Annotated in this window: 21 protein-coding genes; 8 read left to right on the plus strand and 13 right to left on the minus strand. The window is 69.1% G+C overall.

The genetic code is table 11. The features are described 5' to 3' along the window. Positions 1-99: 99 nt before the first annotated feature. Together tldD and rodA are read right to left on the minus strand one after the other, a co-directional pair. Entirely contained in the window at positions 100-1,560 is a 1,461-nt protein-coding gene (gene tldD / locus AC1D2E_RS18040; protein ID WP_478198661.1) for a metalloprotease TldD, read from the minus strand. A 274-nt stretch (positions 1,561-1,834) separates the two neighbouring features. After that, positions 1,835-2,989 carry a rod shape-determining protein RodA gene (rodA, locus tag AC1D2E_RS18045; RefSeq protein ID WP_478198662.1) on the minus strand — a complete coding sequence of 385 codons (1,155 nt, stop codon included), beginning with the start codon at positions 2,987-2,989 and terminating at the stop codon, positions 1,835-1,837. Positions 2,990-3,068: 79 nt separating this feature from the next. On the opposite strand from rodA, the gene AC1D2E_RS18050 reads away from it, so the two are divergent. The 8 genes from AC1D2E_RS18050 to ruvC all read left to right on the plus strand — a co-directional run bounded on the left by AC1D2E_RS18050 (position 3,069) and on the right by ruvC (position 10,862). Next, positions 3,069-3,659 carry a YqiA/YcfP family alpha/beta fold hydrolase gene (locus tag AC1D2E_RS18050; protein ID WP_478198663.1) on the plus strand — a complete coding sequence of 197 codons (591 nt, stop codon included), beginning with the start codon at positions 3,069-3,071 and terminating at the stop codon, positions 3,657-3,659. Between the two features lie 36 nt (positions 3,660-3,695). Continuing rightward, positions 3,696-5,756 (plus strand): ribonuclease catalytic domain-containing protein, encoded by a 2,061-nt coding sequence (locus AC1D2E_RS18055; RefSeq protein ID WP_478198664.1) that lies wholly within the window; start codon positions 3,696-3,698, stop codon positions 5,754-5,756. Continuing rightward, positions 5,753-6,610 carry an energy transducer TonB gene (locus AC1D2E_RS18060; protein ID WP_478198665.1) on the plus strand — a complete coding sequence of 286 codons (858 nt, stop codon included), beginning with the start codon at positions 5,753-5,755 and terminating at the stop codon, positions 6,608-6,610. The genes AC1D2E_RS18055 and AC1D2E_RS18060 overlap by 4 nt, the downstream gene beginning before the upstream one ends. A 160-nt stretch (positions 6,611-6,770) precedes the next feature. Next, positions 6,771-7,616, plus strand: a complete 846-nt coding sequence (aroE, locus tag AC1D2E_RS18065; protein WP_478198666.1) for a shikimate dehydrogenase — start codon at positions 6,771-6,773, stop codon at positions 7,614-7,616. Continuing rightward, a complete protein-coding gene (gene mtgA / locus AC1D2E_RS18070) occupies positions 7,613-8,362 on the plus strand; it encodes a monofunctional biosynthetic peptidoglycan transglycosylase (protein ID WP_478198667.1) in 750 nt (249 codons plus the stop codon). Before aroE ends, mtgA begins: the two co-directional genes overlap by 4 nt. A 69-nt stretch (positions 8,363-8,431) precedes the next feature. Continuing rightward, on the plus strand, positions 8,432-9,217 hold the full coding sequence (locus AC1D2E_RS18075) for a lysophospholipid acyltransferase family protein (RefSeq protein ID WP_478198668.1): 786 nt from the start codon (positions 8,432-8,434) through the stop codon (positions 9,215-9,217). Between the two features lie 13 nt (positions 9,218-9,230). Further along, the gene (locus tag AC1D2E_RS18080) at positions 9,231-10,295 is read left to right on the plus strand and encodes a phosphatidate cytidylyltransferase (protein ID WP_478198669.1); all 1,065 of its coding nucleotides are present in this window, start codon (positions 9,231-9,233) and stop codon (positions 10,293-10,295) included. 18 nt (positions 10,296-10,313) lie between these two features. Then, a complete protein-coding gene (ruvC, locus tag AC1D2E_RS18085) occupies positions 10,314-10,862 on the plus strand; it encodes a crossover junction endodeoxyribonuclease RuvC (protein ID WP_478173301.1) in 549 nt (182 codons plus the stop codon). A 15-nt stretch (positions 10,863-10,877) separates the two neighbouring features. Here ruvC and AC1D2E_RS18090 read toward each other — a convergent pair whose 3' ends face one another. The 11 genes from AC1D2E_RS18090 to mraY all read right to left on the minus strand — a co-directional run bounded on the left by AC1D2E_RS18090 (position 10,878) and on the right by mraY (position 23,634). Beyond that, on the minus strand, positions 10,878-11,054 hold the full coding sequence (locus AC1D2E_RS18090; protein ID WP_478198670.1) for a hypothetical protein: 177 nt from the start codon (positions 11,052-11,054) through the stop codon (positions 10,878-10,880). A gap of 21 nt (positions 11,055-11,075) precedes the next feature. Further along, positions 11,076-11,999, minus strand: a complete 924-nt coding sequence (gene lpxC, locus AC1D2E_RS18095; protein WP_478198671.1) for a UDP-3-O-acyl-N-acetylglucosamine deacetylase — start codon at positions 11,997-11,999, stop codon at positions 11,076-11,078. 205 nt (positions 12,000-12,204) lie between these two features. Beyond that, positions 12,205-13,410: a cell division protein FtsZ gene (gene ftsZ, locus AC1D2E_RS18100; protein ID WP_478198672.1), complete on the minus strand. Its 1,206-nt coding sequence runs from the start codon at positions 13,408-13,410 to the stop codon at positions 12,205-12,207. Between the two features lie 162 nt (positions 13,411-13,572). Next, positions 13,573-14,802 carry a cell division protein FtsA gene (gene ftsA / locus AC1D2E_RS18105; protein ID WP_286368870.1) on the minus strand — a complete coding sequence of 410 codons (1,230 nt, stop codon included), beginning with the start codon at positions 14,800-14,802 and terminating at the stop codon, positions 13,573-13,575. Positions 14,803-14,824: 22 nt separating this feature from the next. Next, positions 14,825-15,607 (minus strand): cell division protein FtsQ/DivIB, encoded by a 783-nt coding sequence (locus AC1D2E_RS18110; RefSeq protein ID WP_478198673.1) that lies wholly within the window; start codon positions 15,605-15,607, stop codon positions 14,825-14,827. Further along, the gene (locus AC1D2E_RS18115) at positions 15,604-16,587 is read right to left on the minus strand and encodes a D-alanine--D-alanine ligase (RefSeq protein ID WP_478198674.1); all 984 of its coding nucleotides are present in this window, start codon (positions 16,585-16,587) and stop codon (positions 15,604-15,606) included. The genes AC1D2E_RS18110 and AC1D2E_RS18115 overlap by 4 nt, the downstream gene beginning before the upstream one ends. Positions 16,588-16,645: 58 nt before the next feature. After that, positions 16,646-18,097, minus strand: a complete 1,452-nt coding sequence (gene murC / locus AC1D2E_RS18120; protein WP_478173307.1) for a UDP-N-acetylmuramate--L-alanine ligase — start codon at positions 18,095-18,097, stop codon at positions 16,646-16,648. Positions 18,098-18,251: 154 nt separating this feature from the next. Continuing rightward, a complete protein-coding gene (gene murG, locus AC1D2E_RS18125) occupies positions 18,252-19,313 on the minus strand; it encodes an undecaprenyldiphospho-muramoylpentapeptide beta-N-acetylglucosaminyltransferase (protein ID WP_478198675.1) in 1,062 nt (353 codons plus the stop codon). Positions 19,314-19,389: 76 nt separating this feature from the next. Further along, a complete protein-coding gene (gene ftsW, locus AC1D2E_RS18130; protein ID WP_478173309.1) occupies positions 19,390-20,682 on the minus strand; it encodes a putative lipid II flippase FtsW in 1,293 nt (430 codons plus the stop codon). Further along, complete coding sequence (gene murD, locus AC1D2E_RS18135; RefSeq protein ID WP_478198676.1) at positions 20,679-22,451, minus strand: UDP-N-acetylmuramoyl-L-alanine--D-glutamate ligase; 1,773 nt, start codon at positions 22,449-22,451, stop codon at positions 20,679-20,681. The genes ftsW and murD overlap by 4 nt, the downstream gene beginning before the upstream one ends. A 4-nt stretch (positions 22,452-22,455) precedes the next feature. After that, complete coding sequence (gene mraY / locus AC1D2E_RS18140) at positions 22,456-23,634, minus strand: phospho-N-acetylmuramoyl-pentapeptide-transferase (protein ID WP_478198677.1); 1,179 nt, start codon at positions 23,632-23,634, stop codon at positions 22,456-22,458. Positions 23,635-23,685 lie beyond the last annotated feature (51 nt).

Genomic DNA, 23,685 nt, shown 5'->3' on the forward strand with positions numbered 1-23,685 from the left:
CTTTAGCACAGAAAAGGCCGGCGCCGGGCCGCCCCAAGGCGGCCTGCGGCCCCCTCGGGGGGCAGCGAGTACACGAAGTGACGGAGCGTGGGGGCCATTTCAGGCGGTACCGCCGACCGTCAATCCGTCGATCCGCAGCGTCGGCTGGCCGACGCCCACAGGCACGCTCTGGCCCTCTTTGCCGCAGGTGCCGACACCCGAATCGAGCGCCATGTCGTTGCCGATCATGGTGACGCGCGTCAGTGCATCGGGGCCGTTGCCGACGAGGGTCGCGCCCTTCACCGGGTACTGGATCTTGCCGTTCTCGACCCAGTAGGCCTCGCTGGCCGAGAACACGAACTTGCCGCTCGTGATGTCGACCTGGCCGCCGCCGAAGTTGGTGGCGTAGAGGCCCTTCTTGATGCTGGCGACGATTTCCTCCGGCACCCGGTCGCCGCCGAGCATGTAGGTGTTGGTCATGCGCGGCATCGGCGCATGGGCGTAGCTCTCGCGCCGGCCGTTGCCGGTCGGCTTGGCCTTCATGAGGCGAGCGTTGAGCGAATCCTGGATGTAGGCCTTGAGGATGCCGTCCTCGATCAGCACGTTGCGCTGGGTCGCGTTGCCCTCGTCGTCGACGTTGAGCGATCCGCGGCGGTCGGCGATGGTGCCGTCGTCGAGCACGGTGACGCCCTTGGCCGCCACGCGCTCGCCGATGCGCCCCGAGAAGGCGCTCGAGCCCTTGCGGTTGAAGTCGCCTTCGAGCCCGTGGCCGATGGCCTCGTGCAGCAGGATGCCGGGCCAGCCCGGCCCGAGCACGACGGTCATTTCGCCGGCCGGCGCCGGGCGCGAATCGAGATTGGTCAGGGCCGACTTGACGGCCTGGTCGACATACTCGGCGATGTGCGCGTCATCGAAGTAGGCCAGGCCGAAACGCCCGCCGCCGCCGCCGGAACCGACTTCGCGGCGGCCGTTCTGTTCGGCGATCACGGTGACCGACAGGCGCACCAGCGGCCGGATGTCGGCGGCCAGGGTGCCGTCGGCGCGCGCCACCAGCACCACGTCGTATTCGCTCGCCAGCCCGGCCATGACCTGGGCCACGCGCGGATCGCGCGATCGGGCCAGCTGCTCGACCTTCTCGAGCAGCTTGACCTTGGCGGTGCTGTTCAGCGTCGAGATCGGGTCGACGCCGTTGTAGAGCGAGCGGCTGCCGGCGATCTTGCGCGTCGGCGCCTTGACCCGCGCGTTCTTGCCGGCGGCCGAGATGCTGCGCACGGTGCGTGCGGCATCGAGCAGCGAGGCTTCGGAAATGTCGTCCGAATAGGCGAAGGCCGTCTTCTCGCCGCTGACCGCGCGCACGCCGACGCCCTGGTCGATGCTGAAGCTGCCGGTCTTGACGATTCCCTCCTCGAGGCTCCAGCCCTCGCTGCGGGTGTACTGGAAGTAGAGGTCGGCGTCGTCCACCTGGTGCGCCTTGATCTCGGCGAGCGCACGCGACAGGTGCGATTCGTCGAGGCCGAAGGGCGTGAGCAGGAGCTGTTGCGCCGTGACGAGGCGCTCGATGGTGGGTTCGCGGGAGATCATGCCGGGATTCTATGGCTCCCCCCCAGGTCGCGCTCACTTCGTGTAGCGCTCCCACCCCCTGCCGGGGGCAACACCAGCGGCCCGGCGAAGCCGGTTCCGCGGTGTTCCACGAACGGGCCTGGCTGCGCCGGCCAAGGAAATCGGCGCTGTCACTCTTATACGGCTGCGCGCAGCGCGTCTGTTCGGGGGCTGCCGCGGAACCGGMTTTGCCGGGCCGCCGGCAGCGCCCCCTGAAAGGGGGTGGGCGGCTACACGCAGTGAGCCAACCTGGGGGTCAGCTTTGTATCATTCGCTTGGCACGGGAAATGGACATCAGGATGCCCAGCCCCAAGCCCAGCGTGACCATCGCGGTGCCGCCGTAGCTGATGAAGGGCAGCGGCACGCCCACCACCGGCAGGATGCCGCTCACCATGCCCATGTTCACGAAGGCGTAGGTGAAGAAGATCATCGTGACCGCGCCCGCGAGCAGCCGCGAGAACAGCGTCGGCGCATCGAGCGCGATCGCCAGGCCGCGGAAGATCAGGAAGATGAAGGCGGCGATCAGCGCCAGGTTGCCGGCCAGCCCGAATTCCTCGGAATAGGCGGCGAAGATGAAGTCGGTGGTGCGCTCGGGGATGAACTCGAGGTGGGTCTGCGTGCCCTGCATGAAGCCCTTGCCGCCGATGCCGCCGGAGCCGATCGCGATCATGCCCTGGATGATGTGGAAGCCCTTGCCGAGCGGGTCCTTGGTCGGGTCCAGCAGGGTGCAGACACGCTGCTTCTGGTATTCATGCAGGATCTTCCAGTCGAAGCCGTTGGCGCACAGCTGGGATTCGAAGCCGACGATCAGCGCCACCACGATCAGGCCGATCACCACGGGCGGCACGATCAGCTTCCACGACAGCCCGGCAAAGAAGATCACCGACAGCCCGGTCGCCAGCACCAGCAGCGCGGTGCCGAGGTCGGGCTGCTTCATGATCAGCCCGACCGGCACCGCCAGCAGCACCGTCGCAACGACGAAATCGAGCGGCCGCAACTGGCCCTCGCGGCGCTGGAACCACCAGGAAAGCATCAGCGGCATCGCGATCTTGAGGATCTCGCTGGGCTGGATCACGACGCCGACGTTGATCCAGCGCTGGGCGCCCTTCTTGGTGATGCCGAACATCGCCACCGCCACCAGCAGGGCCACGCCGACGGTGTAGAGCGGCACGGCGGCGGTCATCAGGCGCTGCGGCGGCACCTGCGCCACCACGAACATGATGAAGCCGGCCAGCAGCATGTTGCGGCCGTGGTCGACGAAGCGGGTGCCATGGTCGTAGCCGGACGAGTACATGGTCAGCATGCCGGCGCAGGCCAACAGCAGCACGGCGAAGGCGAGGAAGCCGTCGAAGCCCTGGAACACGGGCAACAGGCGCCGCGCGAGCGAAGGTTGGTTGAAGACGGCCGACATGGGGCGCAATTATCCCCGCCCGGGGCCCGTCCGAAGGGCTCCAGGGGCATTTTCGGGCCCGGTTCCCGATAATCGCGGCATGCCGCCCACCACCCACCTGCTCTATCTCCACGGCTTCCGCTCCTCGCCGCGGTCGACCAAGGCCAGCCAGATGGCGCGTCGCGTCGCCAGCCAGCACCCGAACCTGCGCTGGTGGTGCCCGCAGCTGCCGCCCTCRCCGCGCGAGGCGATCGGGCTCGTGATGCGGGGCATCGCCGATTGGCCGCGCAGCTCGATGGCGGTCGTGGGTTCCTCGCTCGGCGGCTTCTATGCCACCTATGTCACTGCCACCACCTATTGCCGGGCGGTGCTGCTGAACCCGGCGGTCGATCCGGCCCGCGACCTGGTGCGCCATATCGGCGAACAGACCCTCTGGCACGATCCGTCCGAACATTTCCATTTCCGGCCCGAGTACATCGCCGAGCTGCGCGCGCTCGAGGCCGGCCCGCTGGACCGCCCGGAGCAGGTCTTCGCGATCATCGCCAAGGGCGACGAGGTGCTGGACTGGCGCGACATGTCGGACCGCTATCCGGGCAGCCGGCTGAAGATCCTGGAGGGCGGCGACCATGCCCTGTCGGATTTCGAGACCCAGCATCTCGACGACGTCCTCGCCTTCATCAACCCGGTCTGAACGCCTGGCCGGGCCGCGCATGGGACAATCCGCGCCATGTTTGTATTGTTCGAAGAAGCCGGCAAATACCTGGGCGGCCGCGTCCTGTCGGAGGCCGAGGCCTCGGCGCAGGTCGAGCTCGAGACCGGCAAGCGGGTCAAGGTCAAGGGCGCCAACATCGTGCTGCGCTTCGAGAAGCCGTCGCCGGCCGAGCTGATCGCCGAAGGGCGCGCGCTGGCGGCCACGGTCGACCTCGACCTGGCCTGGGAATTCGCGCCCGAGGGCGAATTCGGTTTCGACGAACTGGCCGCAGAGTATTTCCAGGCCCGTCCGACCCTGGCGCAGCAGGCGGCGGCACTGCTGGCGCTGTTCGACGCCCCGCACTATTTCCGCCGCGCCGGCAAGGGCCGCTTCAAGAAGGCGCCGGCCGAGATCATCCAGCAGGCGCTGGCCGCAATCGAGAAGAAGAAGCTGGTCCAGGCGCAGATCGCCGAATGGGCCGGCCAGCTGGCCGCCGGCGTCTGCCCGGCGCCGGTGCGCGAGCAGCTGTTCAAGATCCTCTTCAAGCCCGACAAGAACGCGCCCGAGTACAGGGCGGTGGTCGATGCCGCCCGCGCCACCCAGCGCCCGCCGCTCGAGCTGCTGAAGCAGGCCGGCGCGATCGACTCGGCCTACCAGTTCCACTGGCGCCGCTTCCTGTTCGAGAACTTCCCCAAGGGCACCGGCTTCCCGTCGCTGCAGGCGCCGGCGATCGCCGACGAGCTGCCGCTGGCAGCGGTGCAGGCCTTCTCGATCGACGATTCGCAGACCACCGAGATCGACGACGCGCTGTCGGTCCAGGGGCTCGGCAGCGGCACCGTGGTGGTCGGCGTCCACATCGCAGCGCCCGGCCTGGCCCTGATGCCGGGCGGTGCCATCGACCAGGTGGCGCGCACGCGCATGTCGACCGTCTACATGCCGGGCCACAAGATCACGATGCTGCCCGACCACGTGGTCGAGGCCTACACCTTGCAGGAAGGGCGCGACTGCCCGGCCGTCTCGCTCTACGCCACCTTCGACGAGGCGTCGCTGGCGCTGAAAGGCACCGAGACCCGGCTCGAACGGGTGCCGATCGTCGCCAACCTGCGCCATGACCAGCTCGACACCGTGATCAGCCAGCCATGGCTCGAAGACGCATCGGTCGGCGCCGCCGACACGCCCGCGATGCTGGCGCCGCTGCGCGCGCCGCTGTCCTTCCTGTTCAGGCTGGCGAAGCAGCTCAAGGCGCAGCGCGAGGTGGTGCGCGGCAAGCCCGAGAACTTCAGCCGGCCCGACTACACCTTCCGCCTGGTCGGCCACGAGGGCGAGCCGACCGGCAACGAAGAGGTGCAGATCGGCACCCGGCAGCGCGGCGCGCCGCTCGACCTGATCGTCTCCGAGGCCATGATCCTGGCCAACAGCAGCTGGGGCGGCTGGCTCGGCGAGCTCGGCGTGCCCGGCCTCTACCGCAGCCAGGCCAGCCTGGCGCCCGGCATCAAGGTGCGCATGGGCACGCGGGCCTTGCCGCACGCCGGCCTGGGCGTGAAGAGCTACGCCTGGAGCACGTCCCCGCTGCGCCGCTACACCGACCTCGTGAACCAGTGGCAGATCATCGCGGCGGCCCGCCACGGCAAGACCGCCGCGCTGGCGGCGCCGTTCAAGCCCAAGGATGCCGACCTGTTCTCGATCCTCTCGGGCTTCGATGCCGCCTACAGCACCTACAACGGCCACCAGGGCGGCATGGAACGCTTCTGGACCCTCAAGTACCTGCAGCAGCAGGGCATCACCGAGCTCGAGGCGACCCTGATCAAGGAGCTGCCGAACGGCGCCCTGGTGCGTGCCGACTCCCTGCCGCTGGTGTTCGAGGTGGCCGGCACGCAGGGCCTGCCGCGCGGCGCCCGGGTGCGCGCGCGGCTCGGCGAGATCGACGAGATCGCGCTCGACGTGCACGGCACCGTCATCGAGCGGCTCGACACCGCGCCGGCCGATGCGCAGGCCGAGGACGAGAGCGGCGAGGACGAGGAAGACGTCGCCGGCCCGATCGCCATCGCCGTCGACCTGGCCGACAGCGAGGCCGCACCGGAGAACGCACCGGCATGAACCTGCGCGACCTCAGCACGCTGCAGATCGCGCTCGGCGTGTCGGTCGTCGCGCACGCCGCATTGCTGACGGTGCGCTTCGTCGACCCGGAGTCCTTCAACCGGGTCTTCAAGGAGACGCCGCTCGAGGTGATCCTGGTCAACGCCAGGACCAACGAGCGGCCGGACAAGGCCCGCGCGATCGCCCAGGCCTCGCTGGCCGGCGGCGGCGACCTCGACAAGGGGCGCGCCACGAGTCCGCTGCCGCCGTCCACCTTCACCGCCATCGGCGACTCGATGGAGGATGCCCAGCGCCAGGTCGAGGCGATGCAGCAGCAGCAGATGCTGTTGCTGGCCCAGATCAAGCAGCAGCTCGCCAGCATGCCGGTGCCCGATCCGCGGGCCCAGGGCAACCCGAGCGAGGCCGCGGCCCGCGAAGAGAAGCGGCGCCAGCTGGTCGAGCTGCTGGCCGAGATCGAGCGCCGCGTCAACGAGGAGAACGCGCGGCCCAAGAAGCGCTACATCAGCCCGGCCACGCGCGAGGCCGCCTACGCCGCCTATGTCGATGCGCTGCGCCGCAAGATCGAGGTCCGCGGCACCGAGAATTTCCCCGAAGCCGCCGGCAAGAAGCTGTACGGCGAGCTGACCATGATGGTGACCGTCAACCACGACGGCTCGATCCTGTCGACCGACATCGTCGAGAGCTCCGGCGACCGCACGCTCGACCGGCGCGCACAGGCCATCGTGCGCAGCATCGGCGGATTCGGCAAGTTCACCGACGCGATGCGCCGCCAGGCCGACCAGATCGTGCTGCCCTCGCGCTTCAAGTTCACCCGCGACGAGACGCTGGAGACCCAGCTCTCGGCCAGACAATGAGCGTAGCGCCGGGCCGCCCCAAGCAAGCTCGTACCCCCTCGGGGGGCAGCGAGGACACGAAGTGCCGAGCGTGTGGGCTTCAATGCGCAGCGCCCGGCCGCTCCCAAGCAAGCTCGCACCGCAGTGCGAAGCACGGAGCTTTGATTTTGAGCATGCAACGATGACCGACCTGTACTGCGTGATGGGCCACCCGGTCGAGCACAGCCGCTCGCCCTGGATCCATGCGCGCTTCGCCGAACTGACCGGCCAGCAACTCCAGTACGGCCGCCGACTGGCGCCGCTCGACGACTTCGCCGGCGCGGTGGCGGCGTTCCGGGCCGAGACCACGGGCACGGCGCGCGGCTGCAACGTCACGGTGCCCTTCAAGTTCGAGGCCGCCGCGCTCTCGCAGCACCTGACGCCCCGCGCCGCGCTGGCCCAGGCGGTCAACGTGCTGAGCTTCCGCGACGATGGCGTGCACGGCGACAACAGCGACGGCATCGGGCTGGTCAACGACATCACGCGGCACGCCGGCGTCGCGCTGAAGGACCGCGACCTGCTGCTGCTGGGCGCCGGCGGCGGCGCGGCCGGCGTGCTCGGCCCGCTGCTCGAAGCCGGTCCGCGGCGCGTGGTCGTGGCCAACCGCACGCTCGGCAAGGCGATCGCGCTGGTGCAGCGGCACGCGGCGCTCGCGCTGCAGCACCACGTGTCCCTGGAAGCACAGCCGCTCGATGCCGTACCCGGCGACTTCGACGTGCTGGTCAACGCCACCGCGTCGAGCCTCGGCGGCGATGCCGTGCCGGTGCCGGCCAGCGTGCTGAAGCCCGGGTCTTTGGCCGTCGACATGATGTACGGCCCGGCGGCTGCCGGTTTCATGCAATGGGCGCGCGACCACGGCGCAGTGCCGCGCGACGGCCTCGGCATGCTGGTCGAGCAGGCCGCCGAGGCCTTCGAGATCTGGCGTGGCGTGCGACCGCCGACGGCGCCGGTGCTGGCCGAGCTGCGCGCCCTCGTCGAGGCCCGGTGAGGGCCGTCCCGCGCCTGGTGGGCTGCGTGCTGATCGCGGCCTTGGCGCTGCAGCTCTTCTTCATCCTGCGGATCGCCGCGATGGCGGTGATCGACCCGCAGTCGACGACCTTCCAGCGCTCCGAGGCCTGGCATCTCGCCACCCAGGGGCGCAGCAACGGCGGGCGCGAATGGCGCCAGCAGTGGGTGCCCTACCACCAGATCTCGGACACGCTCAAGCGCGCGGTGATCGCCAGCGAGGACAGCGAGTTCGTCTACCACCAGGGCGTGGAGTGGGAGGCGATCGAGCGGGCCCGCCAGCGCAATGCCAAGGCCGAGGAGCTCGCTGCGAAGCGCGCCGCGCAGATGCGCGCACGCGGCAAGGAGCCGCGCCCGGCGCCGCTGCGCGGCGGCTCGACCATCACGCAGCAGCTGGCCAAGAACCTGCTGCTGTCGGGCGAGCGCACGATGCTCAGAAAGGGCCAGGAACTGGTGCTGACCACCGCGCTCGAGCTCTTCCTGGGCAAGGAACGGATCCTGGAGATCTACCTCAACAACGTCGAGTGGGGCGAAGGCATCTTCGGCGCCGAGGCCGCGGCGCAGCACTACTTCAACAAGCCCGCTTCACGCCTCGGCGTCAACGAAGCGGCGCGGCTCGCCGTGATGCTGCCGAGCCCGAAGTTCTTCGAGCGCCGCCAGGGCTCGGGCTATCTGGCGAGCCGAACGGCAACCATCGCAGCACGCATGCCGGCCGCGGAAGTACCTTGAGCTCGCCCCCAGGTTGCCCGGACACGAAGTGCCGGGCAACCCGGGGGCGAGCCACCTATGATCAGCGCCATGCTTGCCAAGTTCATGGGGTGGGGACTGCTGGCCTTGATCCGGCTGCTCACGGGTGCCCAGGCACGCTGGTGGGGCTGCCCGCCCAAGGCCGAGCAGCGCATCTATTTCGCCAATCACCAGAGCCACCTCGACCTCGTGATGATCTGGGCCGCCCTCCCCGAGGAGCTGCGCAGCATCACGCGGCCGATCGCCGCACGCGACTACTGGGCCAACACGCCGTTCAAGCGCTGGATCACGACCGAGGTGTTCAACGCGATCTATGTCGAGCGCGGCGGCGGCGCGCCGGTGGTGCCGCCGGCGCCGCCCGAGCCGCGGCCCACCGAGCGGATCGAGCCGTCGTTCGACGATGCGTCGGCGCCGGTCGCGACGGCCGAGCCCGGCAGCGCCCAGTTCGAGATCCCGCTGTCGCCGCCGGCGCCCGAGCCTTCGCCCCTCGCGCCCCCGGGCAGCGCGGAGGCGCTGGCCCCCTTGCAACCCTTGATCGAAGCGCTGCACAGCGGCGACTCGATCATCATCTTTCCCGAGGGCACGCGGGGTCACACGGGCGAGCCGCAGAAGTTCAAGTCGGGGCTCTTCACGCTGGCCCGGATGTTCCCCGAGGCGGTGCTGGTGCCGGCCTGGATCGACAACGTGCAGCGCGTGATGCCCAAGGGCGAGGTGGTGCCGGTGCCGATCCTGTGCTCGGTGACCTTCGGCGCGCCGATCCGGCTCGAGGAGGGCGAGGAGCGCCGCCCCTTCTTGGACCGGGCGCGCGAGGCGGTGGTCGCGCTGCGCAACGTCTAGGGCCTGCCTGCACATGAACCAGTACCTGCGCAATCTCTCCCCGACCCACCAGGTCGCGGCCCTGTTCGTGATCGTCTTCGGGCTGCTGGTCATCGTCAGCACGGCGGCCTTCATGCTGAGCTTCAAGGAACGACGCAATCCGGTCCACGACGAGATCTGGCAGCGCGAGCTGCTCCACTTCCGCCTGCTGCTGCGCACCACCTGGTTCATGGCGGTGGTCTTCTGGATCGGCTGGGCGCTGGGCGAAACCGTCGCGACGCTGCTGTTCGCGCTGATCGCCTTCCTGGCGCTGCGCGAGTTCATCACCTTGTCGCCGACCCGGCGCGGCGACCACCGCAGCCTGATCCTGGCCTTCTTCGTGGTGCTGCCGATCCAGTTCTGGCTGGTCGCGACCGCGCACTTCGACCTCTTCACGGTGTTCATCCCGGTCTACGCGTTCCTCGCGATCCCGGTGGTGAGCGCGCTGGCCGACGACCCGAGCCACTTCCTCGAACGCACTGCCAAGCTGCAGTGGGGCATCATGGTCTGTGTCTACGGCATGAGCCACGTGCCGGCGCTGCTGCTGCTGTCCTTTCCGGGCTACGAAGGCAAGAGCGCCTTCCTGGTGTTCTTCCTGGTGATCGTGGTCCAGACCTGCATGCTGGTGCAGCACCTGGTGTCGCGGCGCAAGGCGATGCCGCCCGAGGGCGCCCCGCCGCCGCCCCAGCCGCCCGGCTGGCTGGGCGCGGTCCGGCACCGGCTCTTCATGCAGGAACCCTTCGCGCCCCGCGTGAGCCGCAGCTTCAACTGGACCAGCTGGGCGCTCGGCATGGCGATCGCCAGCGTGGTCGGTGCGCTGTTCTCCTTCATCACGCCCTTCAAGTTCGGCCAGGCGCTCGCGGTGTCGCTGATCGCCTGCGCGGCGGGCTCGATGGGCCACCTCGTGATGAAGGCACTCAAGCGCGACCGCGGCATTCCCCACTGGGGCCGTCGCGGCGTCGGCGTCACCGGCGCCAACGGCCTGCTCGACCGGGTCGATGCGCTCTGCTTTGCGGCACCCGTGTTCTTCCACTCGGTGCGCTGGTACTTCGGCGCCTGAAGGAACGGCCCCCTCCCAATGCGAATCCTCGGCATCGATCCCGGACTGCAGACCACCGGCTTCGGCGTGGTCGACGTCGACGGCCACGCGCTGCGCTATGTGGCCAGCGGGACCATCAGCACCCGCCACCTCGGCACCGGCGAACTGCCGGCGCGGCTCAAGGTGCTGTTCGACGGCATCGGCGAACTCACGGCGCGCTACCAGCCCGATGCGGCCGCCGTGGAGATCGTCTTCGTCAACGTCAATCCGCAATCCACGCTGCTGCTGGGCCAGGCCCGCGGCGCCTGCCTGACGGCGCTGGTGAGCCGCAACCTCACGGTCTCGGAGTACACGGCGCTGCAGATGAAGCAGGCGGTGGCGGGCCATGGGCGCGCGGCCAAGGCACAGGTGCAGGAGATGGTCAAGCGCCTTCTGCAGCTGCCGGGCCTGCCGGGGAGCGACGCAGCGGACGCGCTGGGGATCGCCATCACGCACGCGCACGTGGGAGCATCGCTGGCGCGCCTCGGGCAGGCGACGACGCTCGGACGCAGCACCAGCGGGCGGTATCGGGACGGGCGGACGCGCTAAGGTTGCGGGCTTCTTCTAGAACGCCCGCTCGGCGATCAGCACCGCAAAGAAGCCGAAGGCGGCCAGCAACGTCCACTTGAGCACGATCCAGCCGAAGCGCCGGTACTTGAGCTGCCCGGTGGTCGCATAGAACGCGAAGGCAACGCCCGACACCAGGAGCAGCAGCAGGATGGCCCAGCGGAACAGCAGCATCGAAGGCGGGCGTGCAGCGCGCTACCAGGCGCGCGCGACTTCGGCGAAGCCGGCCGGTGCACGCTTCTCGTCGTCGAAGGTCACGACCTCGTAGGCGTCCGGATGCGCGAGCAGTTCGCGCAGCAGCTTGTTGTTGAGCGCATGGCCGGAGCGGAACGCGCTATAGGCCGCGAGCAGCGGCTTGCCGATCACGTACAGGTCGCCCATCGCATCGAGAATCTTGTGCTTGACGAACTCGTCGTCGTAGCGCAGCCCGCCGGCATTGAGCACCTTGGTGTCGTCCATCACGATCGCGTTGTCGAGACCGCCGCCCAGGGCCAGGCCCTTGGAGCGCATGTACTCGACTTCCTTCGTGAAGCCGAAGGTGCGCGCGCGTGCGATGTCGCGGCTGTAGGAACCGCTGCCGAGATCGAACTCCACGCGTTGTCCGGTCGAGTTGACCACGCGATGGTCGAAGTCGATCTCGAAGCTGAGCTTGTAGCCGTGGTACGGCTCGAGCCGCGCCCACTTGGCATCGGCACCCTCGCCTTCGCGCACCTCGACCGGCTTCCTGACCTGGATGAAGCGCCGCGGCGCCGCCTGCGACTGGATGCCCGCGCTCTGCAGCAGGAAGACGAAGGACGAAGCCGAGCCGTCGAGGATCGGCACCTCGTCGGCCGTGATGTCGATCAGCAGATTGTCGATGCCCAAGCCGGCGCAGGCCGACATCAGGTGCTCGACGGTCTGGACCTTGGCGCCGCCCGACGAGATGGTCGACGCCAGCCGGGTGTCGGTCACCGACTCGGCCGTCATCGCGATATCGACCGGCTCGGGCAGGTCGACCCGACGGAACACGATGCCGTGATCCACCGGCGCCGGCCGCAGCGTGAGCTCGACCCGCTGCCCGCTGTGAAGCCCCACGCCAACGGCGCGCGTGATCGATTTGAGGGTGCGTTGGGACAGCACGGAGGACATTTTAGAGGCGCGCGCCGTCCGCAGCGCCGCACGCCTCGCTATGTCCCCGATAGCCGTCATATGGGCCTATCCGGATTGATTGATGGTTCGAAAAGCGTAGCGAGCGCCCCGAGGTTGCGCCGAGAAGCGCAGCCGTACTTGTGTACGGCGAGCATCGCAGGCGCAAGATCGGGGCGCGCAGTAGCTTTGCGAGCCATCAATCAGCTTGGCGGCGCAGGAAGGCCGGGATCTCGAAATCGTCCATGCCGCCCGAGGACAGCGCATCGACCTTGGCCGCGGCCATGGTGCGGTTGGTGCGCCACACGCTCGGCACGGCCATGCCGTCGTAGTTCGGCTGGCTGGCGGCGTGGCCGGTGCCCGTGCCGAGGGTCGGCACGGTGAACGGGATGTTGTCGGTGCCGGTGCGGATCACTTCGAGCGTCGGTGCCTGGCGGCGCGCATCCTGGCGCGACAGCCCGGTCGCGACCACGGTCACGCGCATCTCGTCGCCCAGGTTGTCGTCGTAGGCCGCGCCATAGATCACGTGCGCATCGGGAGATGCGTAGGCGCGGATGGTGTTCATCGCCAGCTTCGATTCGCTCAGCTTCAGCGAGGCCTTCGATGCGGTGACCAGCACCAGCACGCCCTTGGCGCCCGACAGGTCGATGCCCTCGAGCAGCGGGCAGGCCACGGCCTGCTCGGCGGCGATGCGGGCGCGGTCCGGGCCGCTGGCGGCCGCGGTGCCCATCATGGCCTTGCCGGGCTCGCCCATCACGGTGCGCACGTCTTCGAAGTCGACGTTCACGCCGCCGTACTCGTTGATGATTTCCGAGATCCCGCCGACGGCGTTCTTCAGCACGTCGTTGGCATGCGCGAAGGCCTCGTCCTGCGTCACGTCCTCGCCGAGCACGTCGAGCAGCTTCTCGTTGAGCACCACGATCAGCGAGTCGACGTTGGCTTCGAGCTCGGCCAGGCCGGCATCGGCGTTGGTCATGCGGCGCCCGCCCTCCCAATCGAAAGGCTTGGTCACCACGCCCACGGTCAGGATGCCCATCTCCTTGGCGATGCGCGCGATCACCGGCGCTGCGCCGGTGCCCGTGCCGCCGCCCATGCCGGCCGTGATGAACAGCATGTGCGCGCCGGCGATCGATTCGCGGATGTCGTCGACCGCGGCCTCGGCGGCATCGCGCCCCTTCTCGGGCTTGCTGCCGGCGCCGAGTCCGTTGGTGCCCAGTTGGATCGTCTTGTGGGCGTTGCTGCGCGACAGCGCCTGCGCGTCGGTGTTGGCGCAGACGAACTGCACACCCTGCACGCCGCGCTCCATCATGTGCGCGACCGCGTTGCCGCCGCCGCCGCCGACGCCGATCACCTTGATCTGGGTGCCCTGGTTGAACTCTTCGATCTCGATCATTTCGATAGCCATTTTTCTGACTCCTTGAATTTGCAGTTGCCGTGTATTGATGAATGAATTTTTTGTGGGTAACCGTTGAGCGCTGTCAGGGCGGAGGTCCGGTTCGTCGCCATCGCTCGTTGAAATGCAGGGGCGGACTCCCCCGCGCCAGCCAGAGACGGTGAGGGTTCATGGTCAGAAATTCCCCACGATGAAGTCCTTGAAGCGGCCGAACGCGGTTTTCACCGAGCCGTTCTTCTGCGCCACCTTGAAGCCGCGCAGCCGCGCGTAGCGTGCTTCCTCGAGCAGGCCCATCACGGTCGCGGCACGCGGCTGCGCGACCATGTCGGACAGCGCGCTCGAGTACTTCGGAATGCCGCGCCGCACCGGCTTCAGGAAGATGTCCTCGCCGAGCTCGACCATGCCCGGCATCACCGCGCTGCCGCCGGTCAGCACCACGCCGGACGACAGCACCTCCTCGTAGCCCGACTCGCGCACCACCTGCTGCACCAGCGAGAAGATCTCTTCGATGCGCGGCTCGATCACGCCGGCCAGCGCCTGCTTGCTCAGCATGCGCGGGCCGCGGTCGCCGAGGCCCGGCACCTCGACCTGGGTGTCGGGGTCGGCCAGCAGCTGCTTGGCATAGCCGTTCTCGACCTTGATGTCCTCGGCGTCCTTGGTCGGCGTGCGCAGCGCCATCGCGATGTCGCTGGTGATCAGGTCGCCGGCGATCGGGATCACCGCCGTGTGGCGGATCGCGCCGTTGGTGAAGATCGCCACGTCGGTGGTGCCGGCGCCGATGTCGACCAGCACGACGCCGAGTTCGCGCTCGTCCTCGGTCAGCACCGCCAGGCTGGAGGCCAGCGGGTTCAGCATCAGCTGGTCGACCTCGAGGCCGCAGCGACGCACGCACTTGATGATGTTCTCGGCCGCACTCTGGGCCCCGGTCACGATGTGCACCTTGGCCTCGAGCCGCATGCCACTCATGCCGATCGGCTCCTTCACATCCTGGCCGTCGATCACGAACTCCTGCGGCTCCACCAGCAGCAGCCGCTGGTCGCTCGAGATGTTGATGGCGCGCGCCGTCTCCACCACGCGGGCGACATCGGCCGGCGTGACCTCCTTGTCCTTCACCGCCACCATGCCGCTCGAATTGATGCCGCGGATATGGCTGCCGGTGATGCCGGTGTAGACGCGGCTGATCTTGCAGTCGGCCATCAGCTCGGCCTCCTTCAGCGCCTGCTGGATGCTCTGCACCGTGGCATCGATGTTCACCACCACGCCGCGCTTGAGCCCGTTGCTCGGCGCGATGCCGAGCCCGGCCAGCTTGAGCTCGCCGTTGGGCAGCACCTCGGCGACCACGGCCATCACCTTGGCGGTGCCGATGTCGAGACCGACAACGAGATCTTTGTACTCTTTGGACATGTGCTTCCTCTGTTCGCTCTCTCTACTTTTTCTTCGGGTCGGCAACGACCGTCGTCACGCCGCGCAGCCGCAGCGCATAGCCCTCGTTGTGCCGCAGGTCGGCGCCCTCGACCGCCGCCACCGTGCGCCCGTACTGGCCCGCCACCGGCGTCACGGTGCGCAGGAAGCGCTGCGTGCGTGCCACCACCTCCTCGCCCTGGCCGCGCCCGAGTTCGATCACGGCCCCGGTGTCGAGCAGCACACGCCAGCTGCCGCGGCTGGTCAGCGTGAGCTGGTCGATGGCGAGGTCGTAAGGCTGGAACAGCGGCGCCAGCACGCGGTACATGCCCAGCACCTGGCCGGCCTGATCGGGAGGACCGTCCAGCCGCGGCAGGTTGTCGTCGACCTCGGCCACGTTGGCCTCGAAGACCTCGCCGAAGCCGTTGATCAGCTTCGAGCCGGCCTCGTCGCCCCAGTGGGCGACCGGCACGTGCTCGGTCAGCGTGGCGCGCAGCTTGTTCGGGAACTCGCGCCGCACCACCGCCTTGCGCACCCAGGGCACCGACTCGAACGCGCTGCGCGCGCGCGCCAGGTCGACCGTGAAGAAGTTGCCCGCCAGCTGCGGCGCGACATTGGCGCGCAGGGTGACCGCGTTGTTGTGCGTGACCTCGCCGTCGACCTTGATGCCGGCCAGCGGGAAGAAGGGCTGCCGCAGCACCCACCAGGCGCCCGCCGCCAGCAGCATGACCGCGAACATCGCGAACACGAGGGTCGCGAGCACGTTCATGAGCTTGACGTCGAAGGGCACGGGGATGCTTCGTGTCATGGCGTGGCGGCGCCTCCAGGCAGACCCGAATCCAGCGTGGCCGTCGCCAGCACGCGCAGGCACAGGTCCTCGTAGGCGATGCCGGCCGCGCGGGCCGACATCGGCACCAGCGAGTGGCTGGTCATGCCCGGCGAGGTGTTCATCTCGAGCAGGAAGGGCTTGCGGTCGCTGGCGCGGATCATCAGGTCGGCGCGGCCCCAGCCGCGGCAGCCGAGCTGGTGGTAGGCGGCCAGCGCGATGCGGCGGATCTCGTGCTCCTCGGCCTCCGGCAGGCCGCTCGGGCAGTGGTACTTGACCTCGTCGGTGAAGTACTTGTTCTGGTAGTCGTAGGCGCCCTCGGGGGCGGCGATGCGCACTACCGGCAGCGCCACGGCGTCGAGGCCGCTGCCGAGCACGGCGCAGGTCACTTCCTCGCCCTCGATGAATTCCTCGCACAGCACGTCGGCGTCGTAGCGCACCGCCAGGGCGACCGCATCCTGCATCTGCGAGTAGCCCTGCACCTTGGTGACGCCGATGGAGGAGCCCTCGCGCGGCGGCTTCACGATCAACGGCAGGCCCAGCACGTCGGGCACGGCGTTGACCTGCTCGCGGCTCTGCTGGTCGAAGGCCAGGCGCACGTAGCGCGGCGTCGGCAGGCCGTCGGCCTGCCAGATGCGCTTGGTCATGACCTTGTCCATCGCCACGCTCGAGGCCATCACGCCCGAGCCGGTGTAGGGAAGGCCGAGCAGTTCGAGCGCGCCCTGCACCGTGCCGTCTTCGCCGTGGCGGCCGTGCAGCGCGACGAAGCAGCGTGCGAAGCCTTCGCGCTTGAGTTCGGCAAGATCGCGCTCGGCCGGGTCGAACGCATGCGCATCGACGCCGCGCGAGCGCAGCGCCTCGAGCACGCCGGTGCCCGACATGATGGAAATCTCGCGTTCGGCCGAACTGCCGCCGAACAGCACGGCGACCTTGCCGAAGGCCTTTGGATCCATGACGCTCATAGTGCAACCTCCGTGCTGCGCACCGCGGTACGAGCGCCTTCGGGCGGCCGGGCGGCGCTCACAGCGCCCTCCCTTCGCGCGTGAAGCGCTCCGATTTCTGCGGCGCCAGCGCGCCGATCTCGACCACCTTGGCCGGCACGGCGCCGATCGATCCGGCGCCCATGCAGATCACGACGTCGCCCTCGCGCGCGTTGTCCAGGATCGCCTGCGGCATGGCCGCGATCTCGTCGACGAACACCGGCTCGACCTTGCCCGCGACGCGCAGCGCGCGCGCCAGCGAGCGGCCGTCGGCCGCCACGATCGGCGCCTCGCCGGCGGCGTAGACCTCGCCCAGCAGCACCGCATCGGCCTGGCCGATGACCTTGACGAAATCCTCGAAGCAGTCGCGGGTGCGCGTGAAGCGGTGCGGCTGGAAGGCCAGCACCAGGCGCCGCCCCGGAAAGGCGCCGCGTGCGGCGGCGATGGTCGCCGCCATCTCGACCGGGTGGTGGCCGTAGTCGTCGATCAGCGTGAAGCGGCCCGTGCGGGCGCCGGAGAGCGGCACTTCGCCGTAGCGCTGGAAGCGCCGGCCCACGCCCTTGAAGTCGGCCAGGCCGCGCTGCACCGCTTCGTCGGGCACGTTGAGCTCGACCGCCACCGCGATCACCGCGAGCGCATTGCGCACGTTGTGTTCGCCCGGCAGGTTCAGCACGATATCGAGGTCGGGCAGCGTCACGCCGTTGCGGCGCTGGGCCGTGAAGTGCATCTGCGGGCCCACCGCGCGGACGTTGACCGCGCGCACCTGGGCATCCTCGTCGAAGCCATAGCTGGTCACCGGGCAGGACACCGCCGTCACGATCTCGCGCACGGCCGGGTCATCGATGCAGAGGATCGCGACGCCATAGAAGGGCATGCGATGCAGGAAATCGACGAAGGCCTTCTTGAGCTTCGCGAAGTCGTGCCCGTAGGTCTCCATGTGGTCGGCATCGATGTTCGTGACCACCGCCATCACCGGCAGCAGATTCAGGAACGAGGCATCGGACTCGTCGGCTTCGACCACGATGTAGTCGCCGCTGCCGAGCTGCGCATTGGCGCCGGCGCTGTTGAGCCGGCCGCCGATGACGAAGGTCGGATCGAGCCCGGCGGCCGCCAGCACGCTCGCCACCAGGCTGGTGGTGGTGGTCTTGCCGTGGGTGCCGGCGATCGCGATGCCCTGCTTGAGCCGCATCAGCTCGGCCAGCATCATGGCCCGCGGCACCACCGGGATGCGCTTCTCGCGCGCCGCCACCACCTCGGGGTTCTCGGCGTTGACCGCGGTCGAGGTGACGACCGCATCGGCGCCCGCGATGTTCGCGGCGTCATGGCCGACGAAGGTCGCGATGCCGAGGCTGGCCAGGCGTTTCAAGGTCGCGCTGTCGGCCAGGTCGGAGCCGGAGATCGTGTAGCCGAGGTTGAGCAGCACTTCGGCGATGCCGCTCATGCCCGAGCCGCCAACGCCGACGAAGTGAATGTGTCGAATGGCATGCTTCATACGCGACCTCCATCGATCGACGCTTGCCACACGGCGGCAAGCGCAGCGAAGCCCGTTCGGGAGATGCCGCGGAACCGGCTTTGCCGGGCCGCTGGCGTCGCCCCCTTGAGGGGGGAGGCGGCTACACGAAGTGAGCAAGCAACGAGGGTGGGCATCACTTCGCAAGCTCCTCGCAGGCGCGGACCATCTCGTCGACGGCCTCGCGTTTTTGCATGGTTTGGGCCTTCACGGCGCGTTCGAGGAGCGCAGCGCGCCCGGTGTTCTTCAGCAATTCGGCCAGCAATTCAGGAGTCAGTTCGGTTTGTTGAACGAGCCAGCCGCCGCCCGCGTCGACAAGGAAGCGGGCATTGGTGGTCTGGTGGTCGTCCACGGCGGAAGGAAAAGGCACGAACAGCGCTGCTGCGCCGACGGCCGCGATTTCGGTGACGGTGCTGGCGCCGGCGCGGGCGACGATCAGGTCGGCCTCGGCATAGGCCTGCGCCGTGTCCTCGATGAAAGGCGTGAGCTCGCCGTCGACGCCGGCGGCGGCGTAGTTGGCGCGCAGCTCGTCGATCTGCCTGGCGCCGCTCTGGTGCGTGACCTGCGGGCGCTCGGCCGGAGCAATGAGGGCCAGCGCCTTCGGCACCACGGCGTTGAGCGCGCGGGCGCCGAGGCTGCCGCCGACCACCAGCAGCTTGAGCGGGCCGACCCGGCCGGCGAAGCGCGTGGCCGGGTCGCGTTGCGACAGGAAGGCGGCACGCAGCGGATTGCCGACCCATTGCGCCTTCTTGAACACGTTCGGGAAGGCGGTGAAGACACGGTCGGCAACGCCCGCAAGCACCTTGTTGGCAAGGCCCGCGACCGAGTTCTGCTCGTGCAGCACCAGCGGCTTGCCGAGCAGCACGCTCATCATGCCGCCCGGGAAGGTGATGTAGCCGCCGAGGCCGACCACCACATCGGGGCGCACGCGGCGCACCACCGCCATGCTCTGCACGAAGGCACGCAGCAGGCGCATCGGCAGCAGGACCAGCGTCAGCGGCCCCTTGCCGCGGACGCCGCCGAACTGCACCGGCTCGAAGGCGAAGCCGCGCGGCGGCACCAGCTTCTCTTCCATGCTGCCCGGGGCGCCGAGCCAGTGGACGCGCCAGCCGCGCTCGCGCAGGGCCTCGGCCACGGCCAGGCCCGGGAAGATGTGTCCTCCCGTGCCGCCCGCCATGACCAGTGCCGTACGGCTCATACGCGGCCTCCGCGCATCAGCGGCGCATTCGCGCCGCAGCGCTTCGCGCTGACTCTGTTTTGGCGAAACCGCGTCCTCATACGCGGCCTCCGCGCATGAGGACGCGGTTTTCGTAGTCGATCCGCAGCACGACGGCCAGTGCCACGACGTTCAACAGGATCGCCGAGCCGCCGAAGCTCATCAGCGGCAAGGTCAGGCCCTTGGTCGGCAATGCGCCCAGGTTCACGCCCATGTTGATGAAGGCCTGGAAGCCGATCCAGATGCCGATGCCCTGCGCCACCAGGCCCGCGAACACACGATCGAGGGCGATCGCCTGGCGGCCGATGTGCATGATCCGGCGCGTGAGCCACAGGAACAGGCCGATCGCGAGCAGCACGCCGACCAGGCCGAACTCCTCGCCGATCACGGCCAGCAGGAAGTCGGTGTGGGCCTCGGGCAGCCAGTGCAGCTTCTCGACGCTGCCGCCGAGGCCGACGCCGAAGACCTCGCCACGGCCGATCGCGATCAGCGAGTGCGAGAGCTGGTAGCCCTTGCCGAGCGCATGCTCTTCGCTCCACGGATCGAGGTAGGCGAAGATGCGCTCGCGCCGCCAGGGGCTGGTCGCCACGATGGTGCCGAAGGCCACCACCACCAGCGCCGCGATGACGAAGAACATGCGCGCATTGACGCCGCCCAGGAACAGGATGCCCATCGCGATCACCGCGATCACCATGAAGGCGCCCATGTCCGGCTCGGCCATCACCAGCATCCCGACCACCACCACCGCGATGCCCATCGGCAGCACGGCGCGGAAGAAGCGCTCCTTGATCTCCATCTTGCGCACCATGTAGCTGGCGGCGTAGAGCACCATCGCGAGCTTGGCCAGCTCCGAGGGCTGGAAACGCATGAAGCCCAGCGGCAGCCAGCGGCGGGCGCCGTTGACGTTGATGCCGATGTGCGGGATCAGCACCGCCACCAGCAGCAGCAGCGAGGCGACGAAGAGCCAGGGCGCGGTGCGCTCCCAGGTCTTCATCGGCACCTGGAAGGCCAGCAGGCCGGCGATCGCGGCGATCACCAGCGAGGCCGCATGGCGCGTGAGGAAGAAGGTCGGCGTGTAGCCGGCGCGCGCGAAGCGCGGACTGTCGGACAGCGCGATCGAGGCCGAATAGACCATCACCAGCCCCCAGGCCAGCAAGGCCACGGTGACCCAGACCAGCGCCTGGTCGAATCCGAGCACCCGCACCGGCGCCGCCTTGGTCTGGGTCATGCCGGCGTTGCCGAGCCGCACCGGCAAGTGCATCGGCAGCGCATCGATGCCGCTCCTGGCGCGGCCGAACCAGCCGCCGAAGCGGCCGGATTTCTCGGGCGTGGCGGTGGTCGCGGTGTTCATTGCGCATCCTCCACGGGGTGGGTCGGCAGATCGGCGAGCGCCTCCACGGCCTCGCAGAACACCTGGGCCCGGTGCGCATAGTCGCGGAACATGTCGAAGCTGGCGCAGGCCGGCGACAACAGCACCGCGTCGCCCGGATGGGCGCGCCCGGCCGCCAATGTCACCGCCTCGGGCAGCGACGCCGCATGCAGCAGCGCGGTGCCGGTGCCGGCCAGGGCGGCCTCGATCTGCGGCGCATCGCGGCCGATCAGCACCACGGCGCGCGCGTACTGCGCGACCGGCGCGGCCAGCGGCCCGAAGTCCTGGCCCTTGCCCTCGCCGCCGAGGATCACGACCAGCCGGCGCTCCTCGCCGAGACCGACCAGGGCCGCGACGGTGGCACCGACGTTGGTCCCCTTGCTGTCGTCGAAGTACTCGACCTCGCCGACGATCGCCACCGGCTCGACCCGGTGCGGCTCGCCGCGGTATTCGCGCAGGCCGTAGAGCATCGGCGCCAGCTGGCAGCCGGCCGCGGTGGCCAATGCCAGCGCGGCCAGCGCGTTGAGCGCGTTGTGGCGGCCGCGGATGCGCAGCGCGTCCGCGGGCATCAGGCGCTGGATGAAGATTTCCTCCTCCTCCACCGCGGCGCCGCGCTTGCGCTTCTGCGTTTCATCGGCCTCGAGGGCGCGCACCAGCCAGGCCATGCCGTTGAGGCGCTCGATGCCGTAGTCGCCCGGACGCAGCGGCATCGCGGCGCCGAAGGTGATGACGCTGCGCGCCACCTGGCCCCGGGCCAGCTTCACCGGCGCCGGCCGCATCGCCATGACGGCAGGGTCCTCTCGGTTGAGCACCATCACGCCTTTGCTGCCGAAGATGCGTGCCTTGGCCGCGGCATAGGCCGCCATGTCGCCATGCCAGTCGAGGTGGTCCTGCGACAGGTTCAGCACGGTGGCGGCGGTCGGCTCGAAGCCCTGGACGCCGTCGAGCTGGAAACTCGACAGCTCGAGCACCCAGACTTCGGGCAGGTCGTCGGCATCCATGCGGGCCGACAACGTGTCGAGCAGCGTCGGGCCGATATTGCCGGCCACGGCGACCGACTTGCCGGCGCGCTCCACCAGCTGGCCGGTCAGCGCGGTGACGGTGGTCTTGCCGTTGGTGCCGGTGATGGCCAGCACGGCCGGCATGTAGCCCTGCGGCACCGGCGGCGGCAGCACGACCTCGGGCATGGGAGAGAAGGAATCGTCGTCCTCGTCGGGCAGCGCGGCGGCGATCGCCTCGGCCGGGCGGGCCGACTCGAACTCGGGCGCGTCGGCAGCCGGCGCCTGCGGCTCGAAACCGGGGTCATGGAGATCCGCTTCCGGGGCGGAAAGCGGCTCCGGTTCCGGCGATGCCGGCTCGGTGGCTTCGGCAGCGGGCGCAGCCGCGGGGGCTTCGACCACTTCGACCGTGCGCAGATCCGCGAGCGCACGCGCGAACAGGTCCAGCTCGCCACCGACCGTCAGCCCCATGGCCCGCGCGGCATCGACCACCACCGCCACCGAGGCCGGCGACAGGCCCGGCGAGCGGTAGACCGCGCGCACCGGCGTGCCTTCGACCAGCGCGGCCGACAGGGGCCCGCCGACGAACACCGCATCGGGCAGTTCGGCGCGCAGCGTCGCCAGTTGCGGCGGCGCCTCGCGGGTGTCGGCCACCGTGAGCACTGCGCCGTGGCGCGCGCACCAGCGTGCCATCGCCAGGCCGGACGCGCCGAGACCCAGGACGAGGACGTGGAGGTCTTTCAAGTGCCGCATGGTGTCAACGCAGCTTCAGGGTGGACAGGCCGACCAGGCACAACAGCATCGTGATGATCCAGAAGCGGACCACGACCTGCGTCTCGCGCCAGCCGCTCTTCTCGAAATGATGGTGCAGCGGGGCCATCTTGAGCACGCGCCGGCCCTCGCCGAAACGCTTCTTCGTGTATTTGAAGTAACTGACCTGCGCCATCACCGAGATCGCCTCGACCACGAAGATGCCGCCCATGATGAAGAACACGATCTCCTGCCGCACGATCACCGCGATGGTGCCGAGCGCGCCGCCGAGCGCGAGCGCGCCGACGTCGCCCATGAAGACCTGCGCCGGATGGGTGTTGAACCACAGGAAGGCCAGGCCGGCGCCGGCCATTGCCGAACAGAACACCAGCAGCTCGCCCGAACCCGGGATGTGCGGAAACAGCAGGTACCGCGAGTACACCGCGCTGCCCGTGACATAGGCGAACACGCCGAGCGCCGAGCCGACCATCACCACCGGCATGATCGCCAGGCCGTCGAGGCCGTCGGTGAGGTTCACCGCGTTGCTGGCACCGACGATCACCAGGTAGGTCAGGATCACGAAGCCGATGCCGCCGAGCGGGTAGCTGATCTCCTTGAAGAAGGGCACCAGCAGGTTGATCTTCGGCGGAAAGTCGAGGTCGAAGCCCGAGCGCATCCAGGTGAAGAACAGCTCGAGCACGCGCCAGTTGGAGCTCTCGGAAATGCTGAACAGCAGGTAGAAGGCGGCCACCAGCCCGACCACCGATTGCCAGAAGTACTTCTCGCGCGAGCGCATGCCCTCGGGGTCCTTGCGCACCACCTTGCGCCAGTCGTCGACCCAGCCGATGGCGCCGAAGCCCAGCGTGACCCACAGCACGATCCAGACGAAGCGGTTCGAGAGCTCGAACCACAGAAAGGTCGAGAAGGCGATCGAGAACAGCACCAGCACGCCGCCCATGGTCGGCGTGCCGCTCTTGGTCAGGTGCGTCTCCATGCCGTAGCTGCGCACCTGCTGGCCGATCTTGAGCGCGGTCAAACGGCGGATCACGTAGGGGCCGGCGGCCAGGCCGAGCAGCAGCGCGGTCAGCGCCGCCATCAGCGCGCGGAAGGTCAGGTACTGGAAGACCCGCAGGAAGCCGAATTCCGGCGACAGGCTCTGCAGCCACAGGGCGAGGCTCAGCAGCATGGGCGCAGCCTCGTCGGGAAATGATGCATGGGCGAACAGGCCTCGATGCGC

Source organism: Variovorax sp. P1_H2 (assembly GCF_056405295.1).

What these genes read in the sequence shown, in the direction of transcription:
- ftsA (WP_286368870.1), bottom strand. Translation starts at nt 14,802, where the DNA reads ATGTCCAAAGAGTACAAAGATCTCGTTGTCGGTCTCGACATCGGCACC.
- AC1D2E_RS18080 (WP_478198669.1), top strand. Translation starts at nt 9,231, where the DNA reads ATGAACCAGTACCTGCGCAATCTCTCCCCGACCCACCAGGTCGCGGCC.
- AC1D2E_RS18110 (WP_478198673.1), bottom strand. Translation starts at nt 15,607, where the DNA reads ATGACACGAAGCATCCCCGTGCCCTTCGACGTCAAGCTCATGAACGTG.
- ftsZ (WP_478198672.1), bottom strand. Translation starts at nt 13,410, where the DNA reads ATGGCTATCGAAATGATCGAGATCGAAGAGTTCAACCAGGGCACCCAG.
- murC (WP_478173307.1), bottom strand. Translation starts at nt 18,097, where the DNA reads ATGAAGCATGCCATTCGACACATTCACTTCGTCGGCGTTGGCGGCTCG.
- ruvC (WP_478173301.1), top strand. Translation starts at nt 10,314, where the DNA reads ATGCGAATCCTCGGCATCGATCCCGGACTGCAGACCACCGGCTTCGGC.
- AC1D2E_RS18090 (WP_478198670.1), bottom strand. Translation starts at nt 11,054, where the DNA reads ATGCTGCTGTTCCGCTGGGCCATCCTGCTGCTGCTCCTGGTGTCGGGC.
- tldD (WP_478198661.1), bottom strand. Translation starts at nt 1,560, where the DNA reads ATGATCTCCCGCGAACCCACCATCGAGCGCCTCGTCACGGCGCAACAG.
- AC1D2E_RS18060 (WP_478198665.1), top strand. Translation starts at nt 5,753, where the DNA reads ATGAACCTGCGCGACCTCAGCACGCTGCAGATCGCGCTCGGCGTGTCG.
- mraY (WP_478198677.1), bottom strand. Translation starts at nt 23,634, where the DNA reads ATGCTGCTGAGCCTCGCCCTGTGGCTGCAGAGCCTGTCGCCGGAATTC.
- AC1D2E_RS18115 (WP_478198674.1), bottom strand. Translation starts at nt 16,587, where the DNA reads ATGAGCGTCATGGATCCAAAGGCCTTCGGCAAGGTCGCCGTGCTGTTC.
- murD (WP_478198676.1), bottom strand. Translation starts at nt 22,451, where the DNA reads ATGCGGCACTTGAAAGACCTCCACGTCCTCGTCCTGGGTCTCGGCGCG.
- AC1D2E_RS18055 (WP_478198664.1), top strand. Translation starts at nt 3,696, where the DNA reads ATGTTTGTATTGTTCGAAGAAGCCGGCAAATACCTGGGCGGCCGCGTC.
- ftsW (WP_478173309.1), bottom strand. Translation starts at nt 20,682, where the DNA reads ATGAACACCGCGACCACCGCCACGCCCGAGAAATCCGGCCGCTTCGGC.
- rodA (WP_478198662.1), bottom strand. Translation starts at nt 2,989, where the DNA reads ATGTCGGCCGTCTTCAACCAACCTTCGCTCGCGCGGCGCCTGTTGCCC.
- aroE (WP_478198666.1), top strand. Translation starts at nt 6,771, where the DNA reads ATGACCGACCTGTACTGCGTGATGGGCCACCCGGTCGAGCACAGCCGC.
- murG (WP_478198675.1), bottom strand. Translation starts at nt 19,313, where the DNA reads ATGAGCCGTACGGCACTGGTCATGGCGGGCGGCACGGGAGGACACATC.
- AC1D2E_RS18075 (WP_478198668.1), top strand. Translation starts at nt 8,432, where the DNA reads ATGCTTGCCAAGTTCATGGGGTGGGGACTGCTGGCCTTGATCCGGCTG.